The organism is Flavobacterium chungangensis (assembly GCF_042654045.1).
In the GTDB taxonomy this organism is placed as follows: Bacteria; Bacteroidota; Bacteroidia; order Flavobacteriales; family Flavobacteriaceae; genus Flavobacterium; species Flavobacterium chungangensis.
This window is the reverse complement of record NZ_JBHSFY010000005.1, coordinates 72,382-90,616: the sequence shown is the minus strand read 5'-3', so window position 1 is coordinate 90,616 and position 18,235 is coordinate 72,382. Positions and strand designations below refer to the sequence as shown.

Genomic DNA, 18,235 nt, shown 5'->3' with positions numbered 1-18,235 from the left:
TAGGAAGCTCCTTTAATTTGAATTTATTTAAGAAATTATTTCTTTCCAATCAATTCCATAATCTTGTCATAAATTGCTGTATTCTGGTAAACTCCCATGAATTTTTCAGATCCTGGTCCATAAGCAAAAACAGGAACTGGAATTGCGGTATGATCATTTGTGCTGAAACTTCCGTGAACGTACCCTTTTTCAATACTTCCATCAATTAATGATAATCCTCCTGTTTCGTGGTCTGCGGTTACAATTAATAATGTTTCTGGATTTTTATCTACAAATTCCATTGCCTGACCAACCAATTTGTCAAAATCAAGCATTTCTCTCACAACATATTCCACATTATTCTGGTGTCCGCCGTAATCAATTTGAGCGCCTTCAGCCATAATAAAAAACGGATTCTTTGTTTTTGAAAAAGTGTTGGTTGCTTTCGCTAAAGATTTCGTTAGAAAATCTCCTCTTCCATTTTTTATAGAAACTACTGCCGCATCTTCTAAAACAACAAATTTGCTGTTTTTAATCGTGTCTAAACTCGAGAATTTATCTGAAAAAGTGTATCCTTTTTCGATTAAAGCTTTAGACAAATCTTTGCCATCTTTTCTAGAAATAAATTCTTTCTGTCCCCCTCCAATTAAAATATCTGACGGATTCGAAAGAAAATCGTTTGCAATTGGTTCGCTTAAACTTCTTTCTGGCTGATGCGCATAAAATGCAGCCGGAGTTGCATCTGTAATATTTCCAGCAGAAATAATTGCCGTTTTATAGTTTCTCTTTGCCAATTGTTCTGCAATCGTCTGAAGCGGTTTTCCTTGTTCATCAACGCTTATAAAACGGTTATTGGTTTTATGTCCTGTTGCCATTGCCGTTGCTCCTGCGGCAGAATCTGTAATATAACTATCTGAAGCTTTTGTGATTGAGAATCCTTGAGTTGGAATATTGAATAAACTCAATTGCCCTTTATTGGCTGTATAACCAGAATAGATTTGCGTTAATCCCATTCCGTCTCCAATTAAAAGAATAACATTTTTTGGACGTTTATTCTTGAAAACATTTTTAGGAACATAAGCTTGATGAAATTCTGTATTCTGATAAAATGTCGTTTTGATACTATTAATAAATTGCGTCAGTTCGGCTACTTTATCCGTTCCGATGAAATCAACTTTTAAATTCATCAAAGTCATATACGTGTTCACGTTGTCTTGCGTAGCCCAGAATCTTACTTTTTTCTTTTGATCATGGACTTTTTTAATAATTGCCTGAATTTTTTCGGCATCTGGTTGCGTCAAAACACCTTTTCCGTTCCAAACTGTGATTTCATGCAAATCTTCGCTAATCATTTCAACTCTCGCCAATTGATCTGAAGTATAATTTTCATTCAATCTTCCATCAAAATAAATAAAATCTGGATACGTTGCCCAAAGCGATGGCAAAGGTCTGTTTCCAGAAATAACCACTTTTATATTTTTGTTCGAAATGATATCTGGAAAAGTCTTTAGCTGCTGTGTAATTGCTTTTAGAGTCGAATCGGCATCTGACTTAATATCAATCATTAAAATCAATGGTTTATTGCTCGGATAAGCTTTTCCTTCCAATGTTTTTAATTTATTAGAAAGCGGTTCCAAATACATGCTTTTAAGTGTATTGTGAGAAGCAATTTCTTTAGAAGTATGCGCCACAAATAATTCGTTATTCACTAAAAAAACATCGGCTTCTATAACGCCAGTTTCGTTAGAATAAGCTCCATAAAATGGCAACTTACTTTCGTAATCGTTATGCGAATGAATGTTGGTAGAACTGTATTCCTGCGCTTGCGCGAAGAGGCAAAATTGAAGGCAAAAAAGGGTGATTATTTTTTTCATCGAAAATGATTTATATTCTTTTAAAGCTGTAGGTAACTTTATTAGAAACGGGTTTATGCTGTTTATTTTTTAACACATAGAAACATAGCTTTTCTTTATGTATAAAGGCGTTTCACTTGTTTAAATGCACATAGTAAAAAGTAATCTTGTCATTTCGACGAAGGAGACTCGAGCGATAGCGAATAGGCGAAGCAAATCTTCGTAAGTAACTCGGCAAAGATTGGGGTTTTAGATTGCGGAGCTTCTTGTGAGGATTTCTCCTTCGTCGAAATGACAAGATTGTGTGAATGCGTACGACTTGTCATTCCTCGAAATGACAAACTTTACTCTGTTTTTTTTACAACTGCAGTCTCCTGACTAAGACTGCAGTATAAAAAACTAAAAAAACACAATGAAATTAACGTATTACCAGCCTTGGTTTTGAGTCAAAGCTCCTTTACTTACTGCGATTTCATCTGGTGGAATTGGCCAAACGTGATGAATCGCTGGATTGAAATTACGAGCAGGATAAATTACGCTTCCATTGTAATGGTGCAATGGTTTTGCGTACGTTTCTTTTGCATCTCCCCAACGCACTAAATCGAAATGGCGATCTGTCCATTCTCCTGCCAACTCGCATCTTCTTTCTCTTTTTAAATCGACCATTGTCGCACCAGCAATATCTGTAAGACCTGCGCGGTGGCGAATCATATTGATTTCTGTATCTGCGTTTTGCCCTTTCATTAATTTCGCTTCCGCTAACATCAAAATGACATCTGCATAACGCAAAAGAGGCACATTTAAAGCTGTTGAAGGTTTGTCTCCGTTTGCATTTACGTAACGAATATCTACTCCGCCTGAAGTTGTTTTTGGATAACTGAACGGCTCCATATATTTTTTAAACTGATAACCTGTTCTGTTACTTGAACTTACTACGTGATTCCCTTCGTTAAAAGTTACTGTTTCCCCGAAATAAACAAATTTGTCTCCTTTTTGTAAAATTGTAGCGCTGCGTCTTTTATCGTTGGCTGCGTAAGTATCGAATAATTCTTTTGTTGGATAAAAATTTCCCCATCCGTTGTAAACTCCCCAACCTTTATCTTCTAAACAAACTCCAGGAAAAATAGAACCCAAAGAAGTATTTTCTGCGCTTGAAGTTACCGACCAAATATATTCTGAAGACCAGTTATTACTGATTTTAAATACATCTTCAAAATTGTCTAATAATTTGTGCTTTCCGCTAGCCACGATCATGTTTGCATATTTGATGGCGTTGTCCCAATCTTTTGCATACAAATACGTACGAACCAAATAAGCCCAAGCTGCAGTTTTGTGCGCGCGTCCGTAATTGTCTGGCGTAAGCTGATCAAAATAAGGCAGCAAATCTGCCGCTTTGATTAAATCTGCTTCAATATAAGCGTAATTTTCGGCCACATTTTTAGCACGAGGCACAAAAACATTTGTTGGATCTTCTCTATCTTGAATCGGAATTCCGGCACGATCGTCTCCATAGTGGTAAGCCAATTCTAAATGCATTACAGCATGGTTAAAATAAGCTTCTCCCAACATTCCGTTTTTTGTACTTTCATCCAATGCAATCTTTGGAATATTGCGAATCACGTCATTGCAACGTTTCATAATTTCGTAGTGAATTCTCCAAATATCCTTAGTATCCGATTCTGATCCGTCTACAATAAAATTTTTGATTCTTTCTGCATTCTGTCTTGGTTTTGTTCCTATATCATCGCTGGCATTATTCAACCAGAAGAAACCACGACCGTACATATTATCATCAGAATATAAAGCATAAATTGCATTTACTCCCGCTTTTGCATCTGCTGGCGTTTTCCAGAAATTTCCGCTTGACGGAGCTCCTTGTGGCACAACATCAAGTTCGCTTTCGCAAGCCGAAGTGCTTACCAAAAGCACGAAACTCAATAATAAAAGACTTATTTTTTTCATTTTAATTGTTTTTTATTTTTTAAAAAGTTGCGTTAACACCTGTCATGTAAATACGAGAAAGCGGATAACGTCCTAAATCCATTCCGAAGTTTTTAAGACCAACTTCAGGATCCATTCCAGAATATTTCGTGATTGTAAATAAGTTTTGTCCAGAAATAAAGAATCTCAATTTTGCTTTTCCGTTCAGCCAGCTTTCTTTAATTGTATACCCAATCGAAACGTTTTTCAGTCTTAAGAAAGAAGCGTCTTCAATGTATAAATCAGAAATACGTCCAAAGTTGTTATTGTTATCTGTTGAAGAAAGAACCGGAACATTGGTATTCGTATTTGTTGGCGACCAAGCTTCTTTTGATTCAGACAATAAATTGTAACCTGGGAAAGAAGCATTTAAACCGGTATGTTTTACTGCATTGAAAACGCTATTTCCTGCAGCTCCGCTGAAAAAGACATTCATATCGAATCCTTTATATCTGAAATTGGCATTCAAACTATACGTTGTCTTTGGGAAAGGGCTTCCTAAAACTACTCTATCGCTATTGTTGATTACACCATCTCCGTTTTCATCTTTAAATTTAATATCTCCAGCAACGGCATTTGGCTGATACATTACGCCATCTTTGTTTACAAAAGCTTTCACCTCATCATTGCTTTGGAATAATCCATCGGTAGCATATCCGTAGAAAGCTCCAACTGGGCTACCAACTTGGTAAATATTCGCTAACGGCAAACTACGAACTCTGCTTAAACCAAGTGGTTCTAATGAATTCAAATCGTCTTTGATCGAAACAATTCTATTGCTTAAGAATCCAGCATTTGCCGTTACATCAAATTTAAATTCTCCGCGAGTTTTTTGATAGGTTAAACTTACCTCGATACCTTTGTTTTCAACATCTCCCGAGTTAACGATTCTTCCTTGTGGCGTTCCCGAAACTCCTGGCAATTGGTCACGAACCAACATGTCTTTGTTTTTCTTTACATAAGCATCAACAGATCCTACTAAACTATTATTTAGCATAGTGAAGTCTAAACCAATATTAGTCTGCTCAGAGCTTTCCCATTTTAAATTCGGGTTTGATAATTCGCTTTCAGCATAACCATAATTAATTGATGGCACTGCTCCAATTAAAGCTTGAGTTTGTACCAAAGGCACACTAAATTGATATGGTCCAAGGTTTCCTAAGTTTCCAATTTGTCCCCAACTTGCACGAAGTTTTAAATTACTGATGATTGGCTCGATACCTTTCATGAAATTTTCTTCAGAAATTAACCAACCTGCAGAAACAGAAGGATACACTTTCCAACGGTTATTTTCTAATAATTTTGAAGTTCCGTCGCGACGAACAATTCCAGAGATTAAATATTTCTGATTGAAATCGTAATTAATTCTTCCTACATAAGAAGAAATAATTTCATCTGATCTTCCTGCTGCTGTCTGCTGAATCAATTTTGCATTCAATAAATAACGTTGCGATGGATCTTCGTTATCAAAACCAGTTCCTTCAACAGTATAAAAATCTCTTTTAGTTTCTTGATATGTATAACCAGCTAAAGCTTTCAAATTGTGTTTTCCAAATGATTTCTCATAAGAAATAGTCTGCTCGCTCAATAAATCTGTAGTTGTTATATTTTTCAGCGTCAATCTGTTAAAATCAAAGATTTTTCCTGGTTCTGTAACTTTTACTGTAAAGTCTGATGCATTATCTTGAATTCTAGTATAACCCCAGTTCGATTTTACTTTTAACCCTGGAACAATTTCCCATTCTGCATACGGATTGATCAAAATGGTAGAAATTGGGTTTTTATTGTCTAATCTTTTCAAATACGCTACCGGATTGATAACGTCTCCGTAAGAACCAATATATTTTTCTGGAACACCGCCAAATTGCCCCGAACCATCTTCTCTATAAATCGTTGCGTTTGGCGGATACAAAATCGCTGCTTGAATTGCTCCTGTATACGAACTTGACGTATTAGCAGTCTGACCATCAGTTAAGGAGTACGAAATATTTTCTCCAATTGTGAAATTGTCAGCCAATTTAAAAGAAGAATTTGCTCTTACCGTATAACGTTCTCCATACGTATTTAGCAAAATACCTTCGTTTTTTCTATAACTTCCAGAAAGAAAGAAATTAGATTTTTCTGTTTTTCCGTTTACCGAAAGCGATAGATCTTGAATTTCTCCTGTACGGAAAATTTCATCCATCCAGTTTGTTTTTGTTGTTCTTGCAGTTGGTTCAAATGCAGGATCGAAAGCAGGAATTCTAGGCAAACCTGCGTTATCTCTTGCAAGATTCATAGCATCAGCATATTCTGCAGCGTTTAAAACCTCTAGTTTTTTGGCTACATTCTGAAAACCTCCTTGGTAGTTTACATTTACATTAATTTTATCTGAAACACCTTTTTTAGAAGTAATTAAAATTACCCCGCCAGAAGCTCTCGCACCGTAGATTGCTGCAGAAGCCGCATCTTTTAAAACGTTTATCGATGCAATATCATTTGGATTTATAGTATTTAAAGAACCGCTGTAAATAATTCCGTCCAAAACAATTAGAGGCGTTTCAGCATTCAAAGATCCAATACCACGAATGTTGATTGTTGGCGAAGCAGTAGGATCTCCACCATCATTGATTACGGTAACTCCGGCAACAGTTCCTTGCAATAGTTCGGCAGCATTGTTGTACGTTCTGCTTGAAGTTTCCTTCATAGAAACAGAACCAACAGCTCCTAAAACTTCATTTTTTTTCACGCTTCCGTAACCCATTACCACAACTTCCTGAAGCTGTTTTACATCGGCAGCCAATTTTACATTAATGGTTTGCGTACCTGTAACTTTTACTTCTTGCGTTACATACCCAACGTAAGAAAAAATAAGCGTTGCTTCAGAAGCGTTTACTTCCAATTTAAAAGTTCCGTCAAAATCTGTTGCTGTTGCGGCATCCGAACCTTTGTCTTTAATCCCGACACCTGGCAAAGGCATATTATCGTCTCCTGCTATAACAGTTCCTGAAACAATAATTTTATTTTGGTCTGCAGAAGCAACTTTCTGATTTTTCTTAATCACGACATTGTTGCTAACGATCTCATATCTAAGTACATTACCGCAAATTTTATCCAACGCTTGTTCTAGCGTTACATTATTCAGTTTTAAACTTAATTTCTGATTGGCATTTACTTGGCTGCTTTCGTACATAAAATGCACATCAACCTGATTTTCAATTTTTTGAAATATATTTTTTATACTCTCATTGTCAACTTTTAAAGTCACTCTTTTGTTAATGTCAACATTCCCGGCTTTTACTGTTAGTGCAGCAAAAAACAAAGTCATAAACAGGAATAATTTTGCTCCTATTGTCCTTATGCTCTGCCATTTTGCGGCATACCGCATTTGTTTTTCATTCATAGTTTTTAGATTTAGTGTAATTGTTTTGTTTATTAGTTTGCTACGTAGTTTTATTTTTATTGTTTAAAGAATTACTCAATTTTGTAAACCCCTGAGTCCATTTTATATTGGGCATTGATGATATTGCACACCAACCCAATTACCTGATCGGCAGGCAGTTCTTTAAAATAGGCGCTAATCTTTAAAGCGTTTAAGTTTTTATTTTTGACTTCTATTGAAACATTGTAATTGCGATTAATTGTGGCCACAACTTCTGGCAAAGGCGTTTCTTCAAAAACCATAATATTTTTTCGCCATAACGAAATGGCATTTACCGGAATATCTTTAAAAGACTGAAGCTTATTATCTTGAGATTTAAAAACCACTTTCTGCCCTGGAGTTACATACACATTTTCTTCTGTAACAGTCGATTTCACATTTACTCTCCCGGTTGCAACCGAAACTTCTTGTGTCGTTTGATCTGGATACGCTTGAACATTAAAACTGGTTCCGAGAACTTTGGTATCCATTTTATTAGTATGAATGATAAACGGATGCTTTTTATCTTTGGCTACATCAAAAAAAGCTTCTCCGCTTAAATACACTTCTCTTGTATCTCCTTTAAATGCTGTAGGATATTTAAGAACACTTCCTGCATTTAGCCAGATTTTTGTTCCATCACTTAATTCTATTTTGGCATGCTCTCCTAGTTTTACGGCAAATTGTTTGCTTTCAATGGCATTTGATGTTTGATAAAAAAACACCGATAATCCGATTAAGAAAACCAAAGAAGCCGCAATAGCCCAGTTTTTGTATGAAAGAGAAATAACTTTATTAGTATTCTTTATTTGTCTTAATTCTTTTTTAAGTTTAGAACGGTCTGATTGAACCATTTCCATATTATCAAAAAAATCATCTGTACGATCGTACCATTTATTCCACATTTCTTGTCCTTTCGGAGAATACTTTCCTTCTAAAAAATTTTTGATTTCGTTATTTGAATTTTCAGGCATTATAATTTCTTTATGTCTTTAATAGTATGTCTTGGGAATTGTAATTTTAGGTAGGCGCAAAAGGTTACGCTTCTGTTAAGAAAAAAGCTGAGTTCTTAATCTGAAGTTTACTTTTAATTGAATTCGCCCAAATAAGTTCGCATGAATTTCAGCGAATATGTAATATGGTATTTTACGGTTTCGATTGAAACATTCAATTCTTCGGCGATTTCTTTATTGGTGTAATGTTTTACACGGCTAAGAATAAAAACCTCTTTTGATTTTTTAGGAAGTAACGATGCCGCCTCGTCAACCGCTTTTTTCAACTCGTCATAATAAATAGAATCCTCGATCGCATTATAACTGGTTTGCGAAACGGTATTCTTATCTAAAACTTCCTGAATGTATTGGTCGGTAACTTCGTGCGATTTGATGTAATCTAAAGTCATGTAGCGAACCGAAGTGTAGATGTAGGCCGCAAAACTTTTCTGGATCACAATTGTTTTTCGTCTTTCCCAAATAGTGGTAAAAACTTCCTGCACAATTTCTTCAGAAATGGCAATCGATTTCATTCGTAGATATACAAATCGAACTAACAGATCTCGATATCTAAAATAAAGTTCATCAAAAGCTTTATCCTTGCCCGATTTTAATAATTCGACAAGTTCTTCGTCTGTAAACTTCTTATACATGATTCATTATTTTATGATTAATCAAATGAAAAGCGTGAGCCAAAACACTTTTTCTGATTTTGTTTTGATAATGATCCTGCTGTTTAAAAATTGGCATATACAAAGTATTGGGTTCTTCTTATATGTCTCCAAAATTAAACCTAGGGGTAGGTTGATTAGGTTACGTTTACATTAATAAAACCCCTCCAAAACGAAACATATTATTAACATTTGAAGTCGAAAGAAAGTTGTAAAATAAGACTTTGTAGTATTTGGAGTAAAAAATGAAAAATGCAGTTTCATATAACAATCTTTATCTTATAAAAAGCAGCATTAAGCCGAAAAACCACTTAACAAATAATTAATGGGAATGCTTTAAAAGCATATTTCAAACTCTAAAAAAATTTCATTTTGCAGCAATAAAAAGAAAAAATGAAGAATTCCAGAAATGAGAAAAAACACTTTTATGAGAATATTATAATTTAAACCTTTCCATATAAAACTGAATTCTGCAAAAAAAGAACTATTTCCGATTTCAGCTTAAAATAGATTTGTTTGCAAAAAACGCGAAAAAGCTTTAGCCAAACTTAAAAGTTTGGCTAAAGCTTTTTTATTTTGATATGGTATACCTAGTATATCACATTATATTTATCTAAAACACAAGGGCTTGTATGTAAGCATCTGGAAAGTTTTCTTTTCCTATGCAGATATATCATACGCTGTATTCATTAGCGGTCTAAGGTCAAGATACATTTGTCTTGTATCATCTCCTTCATCACTATCCGTAAGAAACTTGAAGCCTAGTTTTGTGTAAAAATCTAGCGATTGACTATAAGCATCAACAGTTATTAGTTGACATGCGCAATTGTTGTTTTGTTCTAATGCTAAATCAATAACAAAATTCACTAACGCTCTGCCAATTCCTTTTCTTTCTTTTTTTGTTGATTCACATACTGCCAATCTTCCAATTTTAATTGCGGGGAATTGTCGTAAATGCCTTTTAGGGTGAGAAAGCATTTCTTTTAATAATCTCTTGAAAGCGCCTTTTGAAGCAAAATCTTTTTCCTGGACAGCCAAAGCATCATTGTAAATACTTAAATAAGCAATAGTTTTATCCTGACTTTCAAGTAATATGTGGTAGCCAAAAGTTCTTTTTTATAAGGAATAGCTTTATTGCTAAGAAAGCTATTCAAATCGTCGTCTCCACATTCAAAAGGAAGAATGTTTGTTGTAGAATTTAATTTAGAAAATGAGAAACCAGTTAAAGGCATTAATTTACCTTTAGAATTTCTTTTAATTTACTCGCGTCAGTTCTAATTGAATTCAAAGTATCAACACTAACTTTTTTATCTCTATTAGAATCAATAGATTTATAAAAGTTAATGGCTTCTTTACCTCTTAAAACAGGAGTATTTTTGATTGGTTTTGCCATTGTGATGGATATTTGATTAATAAATTGTTTGTACGGAAAACCACATTTTAAAATGCGCTGACTTCAATATCTTCTTTTTTATAAGAAAAATATGTGGTTTTACTTGACAAACATACAAAATGTACATGTATAAAACATACATTTATCAAGACATTTTTTCCATTTTTTATTTACTATTAAAAAATGAAGTGTAAAACAAAACAATAAAAAGTGGTAAAGTATTGTTTTTAAAGGAATTGATTGATTAATAAACAAAATAATAAACCATATGAAATTTAATATTTGAATAGTATCTACAAAATAAAAAAAAAAACAAGTTATAACTTATAAAAAAGCATTATCGACATTAAATAGTAATTGTTAAACAAGAAAAATTATTTGTAAAAAATAATCTAAAACTCCGCAAGAAAACAAATATATAACAATAATAAAAGTTTGCAAATTTCTTGTTAAGTCTTCGGAATTTTAGAATATTTCAACTTTGTTTAATCCCTTTAAAATAGCATAGTGCGTATACCCTAATCTTAATTTTTTTTCAATTAAAAAAATTACATCATCGTATTAATACGTATGCTTGCTTTTATTAATGCCAAAGCTGATATTTTTGAAATATGAATGTCTTTTGGCTGATGATGGGAATTCTGACTTACCAATTTTACATACTCCTGCCCTTGTTCGGACTTTTGAACATATTTTACGGTAATGTATTCTTCCCAATCATTTAGTTTTACACTTAAAAGGTACATTTCGCCAAAAAAGATATTTTCAAATTCTGTTTCCTTATACAATATAATATCTCCCGATTTCAATAACGGATACATGCTGTCTCCTGTTACAGAAATTGCTCCATCACATTTTGGCAGGTTCGGAATTTTTATTGTATCCAGAATTCTCTGCGGTTCTCCGCTGCTAAAAAGTTCTCTTAAACCTGCAACCGCTTCTAAATCATACAACGGTATTTCTTGATTTGCATGAAGCGAATCGACTGTTTTTCTATCACTATTCATAACCACAACGCTAGTATTTTCTTCTTTAATCATAGGCCCATTTCCTGTCAAAAGCCACTCTGAATTGAGGTCTGGATAGTAGTGTAATATTTTACACGCCTTATCTGTTCCCATATTGCTACTATTATCTAAAAACTTATTAGAAAATCCTAAATCATTACAAAACTTATACTTACTAATCCCTTTATAATCAAGATATTCCCGCACTCTTTCCGTTGACCCCATAAAAAGATGTATTATTTTACGTTAAAAATTTGTTTTCATGTATTATTTTACATTATATTTGCAAAGTAAAGAAAAATAAAATTGAAAAACAATAGGTTAAAACACATTTTATTGGTAAAACATAAATTCAAACTATTCAAAACACATCACAAACAACTGATTTACAATAATAAAAATAATCTTATCCTAAAATAGAAAAATACTACCCTAAAACCTAAAAAGAATGGAAAATACTACGAGTTCAAAAATAATCATTCATAAAAATTCTAAAAACAATAAATACCATCAAAACTTTAATCCGAATTAAAAATGGGAGCAATTCAAATCAAAGAGAAAATTCAGGAACTGGAAAATTGGCTGATAGAAAATCCAAATAGCCCAGAAAGAAATTTAATCGAATCTGACATTAAAAAATTAAAAAATCAATTAAAAGAAAATCATGAGTAACACACAAATTCAACAACGCATTGCACTACTTTATTTAGCTCTACAGTTTTGTTCTGAAAAAATTAAAACTTTTACAGCTGGAGAAAGAATCTGCATTAATCAGGAACGTTTTCAGTGGATGCACATTTTAGAAAATGAAAACGCGATCCCAAGACCTGTTTCATCGGTTATCGAAAACAAAATTACAGAAGTTTCGAAACTGGCTCTGAAATACAATTTTAAGCCTTATCATGAAGATCCGCTTAAAGAAGAGATTATTACCACATCCTAAAAACTTAAAAACCAATTAACTATGAACACTTCAATGATCAGCAACCAAACAATCGACTTGTCTCAATTTTCAGCTAAACAGCTAAAAGAAGCTTTAATTAGAGTCGAAAGCAAAAAAAACCAAGAAAGAGATGCTTATAAAAAATTAGTCGCAGAAACGATTCCTAAAGCACTTTTAAAACTAAAAAAAACCTCAGAAATGATTCAGAATGTAAAGACAGAAACATTTCAGCTTTTTGAAACAATTTTAGATTTAAAAAACCAAGTTTATGGCTTTAAAGAAAAACAAATGTCTCATACATTTTCTAATGAAAAAGAAGAAATTACAATAGGATATCGAATTAATGAAGGCTGGGACGACACTGTAACGATCGGAATTGAAAAAGTGCAAAATTACATCGCATCACTTTCTACAAGTAAAGAGACTGCCTCGCTAGTGAAAATTGTTTTCAATCTTTTGAAAAAAGACGCTAAAGGAAACTTAAAAGGCTCAAGAGTTCTTGAATTACAAAAACTTACTAAAGAATTTAATGATGAAGAATTTACAGATGGCGTCGAAATTATTGCTTCAGCATTTAAACCCATTCGTTCAAGCTGGTTTATTGAAGCAAGCACAATAAACGAAAACGGAACAAGAACAAATATTCCGCTATCTATGTCTTCAGTTGATTTTATTCACGGATATGTTTTCAATTTTTTTAACCAACAAACCGAACACATAAATGCAGCCTAATAACGACATCTACGCATCAGTACTTTTAGCAATTTTATTAATTGCAACCAATCTGAAATCTATTCTTATGTTTCATGAATGGTTAAATTTTAAAATAAGCACGATGTACAAACAATATAAAAATGAACTCAAAAACAAAGTTAAAAACAGATCTCAAAATTCTTTTTTAGGTAATTAATTTCAACCAAACACCACAAATTACTACACTTCATTATTTCATCATTTTAATCATTTTACCATGTCAGTATCAAGTCAAAGAAGTCTCGGAATTCAAAAAAACAAATTACTTAGATATAAACTTATAAAAGATTTATATCAGAAACACAAAACGGAAGATATCCCAACTACAGTTGTTTGGCGTAAATATATCTATCCCGTTTATCCTATCTCAAGAACCACATTGTACGAAGTTCTGTGTACTCCTATTACAATCGAATTGAAAAAAATCGAAGAATTGAGCCAAAAAATGGCTTCCTAATTACATCTCATAAATTGGCTATTAAAATTGCTTTCTGTACAAGTCTGTAAAAACTTCGAACATTGGTGTTCACACACCTTGCATTGACTTTTTTTAAGCATTTAAAGCTCGCATCTTTGCTCTCTCAACTAGATTCATTTATAAAAAATGGAATCAAAAAATCATCTAAATAGATTTAAAAATCATTGTATTGAAAATACGTTCTTTTGACATTTTAATCAAAGAAAAAGCCTGTAACAATTTATTTTTACAGGCTTTTTCTTCTAAACAAAACTCGATTTCGATCTTAAAACGTTTTTCTTAAACGTACTGGTTTATTTTATCTTTATTTATAAAAAAGCTTCTAATTAACTTCTTCCAACGTGAATCAAGAAAGTTTCATTTTTTCTGATTTCACGATTTGAAACAACCTTCTCCATCTGCAAAAATTTAAGACAATTCATTTACAAAAAACAACATCCAAATATCCTAAATCTTAAACTCATTTATGCAAAAAAGTCTCTTCATCTTAAATCCTAAATTAAAATGACTATTTCTCAAATTATAGAAAAAATACAGGAACTAGAATCTTGGCTGGTTAAAAATCCTAACAGCGCTGAAAGATGCCTAATTGAATACGATCTAAAAAAATTACGAACTATTTTACAATTGCGAAAACATGAATAGACAACAAATTAAGGCACGTATTGCACAACTTTATGTTGCACTTCAGTTTTGCTCGGAGAAAATCAAAACGTTTACTGCTGGAGAACGAATCTGCATTAATCAAGAGCGTTTTCAATGGATGCACATTTTAGACAATCCGGAAGCAGAACCTCGCCCTATTTCGTTAGATCTTGAAAATAAAGTAAAAAACGTTACAAATCTTGTAACGAAATTTCATTTTACGCCCTATTATGAAGATCCTTTTATGGAAGAAGAGAAATCATAACCAAAGAAAAAGACCAATTAAAATTTCCCAAAAGCAACCTATAAACACTAAATCAATGCTGCCAAACCATGAAATTTACGCTTCTCTCCTTTTAGGAGCCCTTTTAATTGCAACGAATTTAAAACCGATATTGGATTTTCGCGAATGGATCAATTTCAAAATAAATTCAACTTTTAAGCCAAACAAAAAGGAGCGTAAAAACAAGACCAATCACAGATCATAAAAGCGATCAAATTCTAAATTGACTTTGTTAAAATCTACTATTTCTTATTGAAACAGATAATGTTTCATACGATTCTCATTTCACTTAGAACCCAACAGTTTTTAAAACCACATTTCAAACTGGAGTAAATAAAAAAGGTTCCTGTTTTCTTAACTTATTTTAAGAAAATCAGGAACCGAAAAGCGGGCGTTTTCTGCCCTAATCAAATAACTCAAAACCATTCTTTTTCCCAGGATGTTCCATGTTTATAACTCAGGAACAAAATTGTCGTGCGGACTCTGCTGACTTAAATTATTAAGTGCTTATGCAAGAATGACTTCAGGACGAAGCTCCAGACGATTTTCGGCATTAGGAGAGAGTCGCCATTGATATATTAGGATCAAATGGTTTTGGTTATCTGTAATGCATTTATAATTATTCTTAAGCCTCAAATGGCTGTATTTCTTTAATCTAAAACAATTCTTTCAAATCATTTTATTTCTTTCATTATGGCAATATCTATTAACAGAAGTCTGGGCATCCAAAAAAATAAACTTTTACGCTATAAGCTTATCAAAGAATTGTATCAAAAACACAAAACAGAAGATATTCCTACTACTGTAGTTTGGCGTAAATATATTTATCCTGTCTACCCTATTTCTCGTACCACTTTGTATGAGATTCTTTGTACTCCGATAACATCTGAACTCAAAAAAATAGAAGAACTGATCTCGAATCAGACAAAGAATTTATAAGTAGCAAAACCAAATTGACTACTGCTATTTTATCTGAATCGCTCTGCAAAGATGCGGTGTTTTCCTCAGTAAAAACAGCTCTTGTTCGTTGACTGAACAACTCTGTAAAGCACCAGAATACAAGTGTTTAAGCGCCTTTCATTCGTTTTTTTTACCGATTTTTTAAGGCAATCTTTGTACCCACAAAAGGAAACAGCTACAGCAATTACTACAGAAAATTAAGGCCAGATTTCTTCCACAAAACAATACTTCAAGCTGTTTCTCAAAACAAATTTTAATCCTAACACCTATTTTTCAAAACACTAATGGAACAGTTTCTATACCCCACTCTAACCGCATTTTTTGCCGCATTTATTACTTGGTTTTTCTCAATGAGGAAATCATTAGCCGAAGACCGAGCTGCCGAACTTGACAATGCCGTGAGCGCCGTAAAATATTATCGTGACTTACTCGATGACCTTACCGCTCGATTGACCTCCGCAACCGAAACCATCAAAAAAATGGAAATACAACACAAAGAGCTCATGCTCATAAACCAGCAATTGGTGGATGAGCTTCAAAAATTTAAACAACTAAACGGAAAGCAACAATGACATTAGCCCAAAAAACCTTAGAAACTGCAATTGCTCAGGTTGGCGTTGAAGAAATGCCACGAAACAGCAATGCTGGTCCAGAAGTCGAGATTTATTTAAGAAGTGTCGGACTCGCAAAAGGATATCCTTGGTGCATGGCTTTTGTTTACTGGTGTACTCAAAAAGCGGCATTGCAATTGGGAGTCAAAAATCCTTTAAAGAAAACTGGAGGCGTATTAGACCAGTACAACTCAAGCAAAACTTTAGTCAAAAAAGAACCTCAGCCCGGTGATGTTTTTATCATCGACTTTAAAAACGGGACAGGTCATGCCGGAATTGTCGATAAAGTTGCCGGAAGTCTTATCTACACCATTGAAGGCAATACAAACGATATGGGAGGCCGAGAAGGCTATAAAGTAGCCCGCAGAAAAAGGGAAATTAAAAGCATTAAGGGCTTTTTAAGACTCTAAAACACACTTAGTAAACAAATATAATTTATGATGAATAATTTAAAACGTCTTGTTTTTTTGTTTTTTTCAGTCTTAGTTCTGGTTTCGTGCAAAAGCCCGAAGCCGGTTCTAAGCGAAGAAAAAACCAAAACGATCACAATCAAAGAAACAGTGCATGATACTGTTTTTAAAATTCAGAAAGACAGCAGTTCTTTCAAAGCATTACTCGAATGCCAAAACGGAAAAGTAGTTGTTAAGAATGTTATTCAAGCCGAACCAGGGCGTACATTAAAAAGCCCAAAGGTTCGTCTTGATAACAACAAACTTAATGTAGACTGCGAACTCAAAGAGCAGGAACTCTACGCCCGCTGGAAATCGCAACAGGTAAAAGAAACCGAAGTAAAAACCATCAACACCACAAAATTTGTCAATTATTTAACTTTCTGGCAAAAGGTACAGATTTGGTTGGGGAGGATTTTTCTGTTGGTGTTGGTTTACTATGTCTTAAGATTTATCAGGAGATTTTATCATTTATTTTAACAAGTGTATAATGATATAAATTGGTTAGATTTTTGATTATTGTTATTAAATTAGCTTTGATGAGCTTCAATGCTAAACTAGAACGCTTTAAACAGAATTTGCCTCAAATCAATTTAACAATATCACACTACTATGAAACAGCTCTTTACATTCGTTTTCTCTTTCTTATCATTGTTTATCTCTGCGCAGCAAAAAGAGACTCACCAAATAAAAATCTATCTTGAAGATGCTGAAACAGGAAAGAACATTGATGATGCAAAAGTAACTCTTGAAGGTTTTGAAATTCCTCCAATCATTGGTCTGTACGACAAGAAGGGTAAGTTTTATTATTTTGATGAAATACCTACTGGGTATAGTACGATAATGGCTTACCACAAAAAATATAATGAGAAGGGATATCAAAATATTGAAGGACTACCTGAAGAGTTGAAGTTGAGGCTTTATGATCCTTTGAATGTTTCTTATGATTTTGAATCTGATACTTATAAAAATTCTATTCAGGATATCTATATTGAAGATCCATATAAAATAGCAATATTCTCAACTGATCAAATCGATTATAATGTTTTTAAAGATTTTATCACTAACGAACTTAGTAAGTTAAATCTAAAAATAGAAATTGTTAATCCATACTTTGAATTGGAAAAAAATAAGAATATTCCATTCATATTTAGAAATGAGGCTTCATCTCAAAAAGAAGCTTATCCTTTTATTAAAAATTTCAATATACTGCGAGCTACAGAATTCATTCTTCCATTAATCAAAGGATACAGTACATCTGAATTCTATGATGCCGATGATAGAGATTATAAAATTACAGCAAAGCAAATAGCATTTTATATTAGAAAAACAAACTCACAAAAATTTAAAAGATTTAATGATCCAATTATAAAAGAACTTAAAACCATTAAAGGAATAAATGTTACCTCTGTAATATACTATAAATATTCCTTTAACGATAAAAACAAAGTATACAGAAATCGATATACTAAACATTTAGACCGACAGAATTATTTCACAAACATTGATTCTTCAAAAGTTTTCTTCTATTATAATTTTCAAAATGTTGAAATAATGAAACAACCAAATCGAGATCAATTTGGAATGTCAATTCGAAAACACTACACCTATCCTAATCAATTTTTAGTGTTTCCTTGGTTAAATATTTTCAATAAATATGAAGAAAACATAAAAACTGATCAAACTAAAAATTCAAAGAATCAACAACAAATACTTGATTTCGATAAAGGTTTAGGATTAGGTATTCTCGATCAATATGAAAAAATCAGTGAAGCTATAAAACAGAAATTCTCGATGTCTAATATGGTAAATAACTATGAAATAAATTAATGAAAAAA

The 18,235-nt window shown here is 33.0% G+C and carries 18 protein-coding genes; 10 read left to right on the top strand and 8 right to left on the bottom strand.

The genetic code is table 11. From position 1 onward, the window contains the following. Nucleotides 1–35: 35 nt before the first annotated feature. The 8 genes from ACFO3N_RS09530 to ACFO3N_RS09495 form a co-directional block, all read right to left on the bottom strand. On the bottom strand, nt 36–1,853 hold the full coding sequence (locus ACFO3N_RS09530; protein WP_379797205.1) for an alkaline phosphatase: 1,818 nt from the start codon (nt 1,851–1,853) through the stop codon (nt 36–38). Between the two features lie 405 nt (nt 1,854–2,258). Then, nucleotides 2,259–3,794: a RagB/SusD family nutrient uptake outer membrane protein gene (locus ACFO3N_RS09525; RefSeq protein WP_379797203.1), complete on the bottom strand. Its 1,536-nt coding sequence runs from the start codon at nt 3,792–3,794 to the stop codon at nt 2,259–2,261. Nucleotides 3,795–3,813: 19 nt separating this feature from the next. Continuing rightward, nucleotides 3,814–7,194, bottom strand: coding sequence for a TonB-dependent receptor (locus ACFO3N_RS09520; RefSeq protein ID WP_379797201.1), 3,381 nt, complete (start codon nt 7,192–7,194; stop codon nt 3,814–3,816). Nucleotides 7,195–7,265: 71 nt separating this feature from the next. Continuing rightward, nucleotides 7,266–8,186 (bottom strand): FecR family protein, encoded by a 921-nt coding sequence (locus ACFO3N_RS09515; protein WP_379797199.1) that lies wholly within the window; start codon nt 8,184–8,186, stop codon nt 7,266–7,268. Between the two features lie 113 nt (nt 8,187–8,299). Then, nucleotides 8,300–8,857 carry an RNA polymerase sigma-70 factor gene (locus ACFO3N_RS09510; RefSeq protein WP_095931264.1) on the bottom strand — a complete coding sequence of 186 codons (558 nt, stop codon included), beginning with the start codon at nt 8,855–8,857 and terminating at the stop codon, nt 8,300–8,302. A 678-nt stretch (nt 8,858–9,535) separates the two neighbouring features. After that, nucleotides 9,536–9,913, bottom strand: a complete 378-nt coding sequence (locus tag ACFO3N_RS09505; RefSeq protein WP_379797197.1) for a GNAT family N-acetyltransferase — start codon at nt 9,911–9,913, stop codon at nt 9,536–9,538. A 193-nt stretch (nt 9,914–10,106) separates the two neighbouring features. Further along, nucleotides 10,107–10,268: a hypothetical protein gene (locus ACFO3N_RS09500; protein ID WP_379797195.1), complete on the bottom strand. Its 162-nt coding sequence runs from the start codon at nt 10,266–10,268 to the stop codon at nt 10,107–10,109. Nucleotides 10,269–10,816: 548 nt separating this feature from the next. Further along, nucleotides 10,817–11,500 (bottom strand): S24 family peptidase, encoded by a 684-nt coding sequence (locus ACFO3N_RS09495; RefSeq protein ID WP_379797193.1) that lies wholly within the window; start codon nt 11,498–11,500, stop codon nt 10,817–10,819. A gap of 309 nt (nt 11,501–11,809) precedes the next feature. Here ACFO3N_RS09495 and ACFO3N_RS09490 point away from each other — a divergent pair, with 309 nt between their 5' ends. The 10 genes from ACFO3N_RS09490 (at nt 11,810) to ACFO3N_RS09445 (ending at nt 18,227) form a co-directional block, all read left to right on the top strand. After that, nucleotides 11,810–11,947 carry a hypothetical protein gene (locus tag ACFO3N_RS09490; RefSeq protein ID WP_379797190.1) on the top strand — a complete coding sequence of 46 codons (138 nt, stop codon included), beginning with the start codon at nt 11,810–11,812 and terminating at the stop codon, nt 11,945–11,947. Next, nucleotides 11,940–12,218, top strand: a complete 279-nt coding sequence (locus ACFO3N_RS09485) for a hypothetical protein (protein ID WP_379797188.1) — start codon at nt 11,940–11,942, stop codon at nt 12,216–12,218. Before ACFO3N_RS09490 ends, ACFO3N_RS09485 begins: the two co-directional genes overlap by 8 nt. Before the next feature lie 21 nt (nt 12,219–12,239). Then, a complete protein-coding gene (locus ACFO3N_RS09480; protein ID WP_379797186.1) occupies nt 12,240–12,950 on the top strand; it encodes a DUF3164 family protein in 711 nt (236 codons plus the stop codon). 238 nt (nt 12,951–13,188) lie between these two features. Beyond that, nucleotides 13,189–13,428 carry a hypothetical protein gene (locus tag ACFO3N_RS09475; protein WP_379797184.1) on the top strand — a complete coding sequence of 80 codons (240 nt, stop codon included), beginning with the start codon at nt 13,189–13,191 and terminating at the stop codon, nt 13,426–13,428. A 658-nt stretch (nt 13,429–14,086) separates the two neighbouring features. Beyond that, entirely contained in the window at nt 14,087–14,359 is a 273-nt protein-coding gene (locus tag ACFO3N_RS09470) for a hypothetical protein (RefSeq protein WP_379797182.1), read from the top strand. Nucleotides 14,360–15,070: 711 nt separating this feature from the next. Continuing rightward, nucleotides 15,071–15,316: a hypothetical protein gene (locus ACFO3N_RS09465; protein WP_379797180.1), complete on the top strand. Its 246-nt coding sequence runs from the start codon at nt 15,071–15,073 to the stop codon at nt 15,314–15,316. Nucleotides 15,317–15,621: 305 nt separating this feature from the next. After that, entirely contained in the window at nt 15,622–15,909 is a 288-nt protein-coding gene (locus ACFO3N_RS09460) for a methyl-accepting chemotaxis protein (protein WP_083219804.1), read from the top strand. Next, nucleotides 15,906–16,358: a CHAP domain-containing protein gene (locus tag ACFO3N_RS09455; RefSeq protein ID WP_379797178.1), complete on the top strand. Its 453-nt coding sequence runs from the start codon at nt 15,906–15,908 to the stop codon at nt 16,356–16,358. The genes ACFO3N_RS09460 and ACFO3N_RS09455 overlap by 4 nt, the downstream gene beginning before the upstream one ends. A 27-nt stretch (nt 16,359–16,385) precedes the next feature. Continuing rightward, entirely contained in the window at nt 16,386–16,877 is a 492-nt protein-coding gene (locus ACFO3N_RS09450; protein ID WP_379797176.1) for a hypothetical protein, read from the top strand. A gap of 132 nt (nt 16,878–17,009) precedes the next feature. Then, nucleotides 17,010–18,227 carry a hypothetical protein gene (locus ACFO3N_RS09445; protein ID WP_379797174.1) on the top strand — a complete coding sequence of 406 codons (1,218 nt, stop codon included), beginning with the start codon at nt 17,010–17,012 and terminating at the stop codon, nt 18,225–18,227. Nucleotides 18,228–18,235 lie beyond the last annotated feature (8 nt).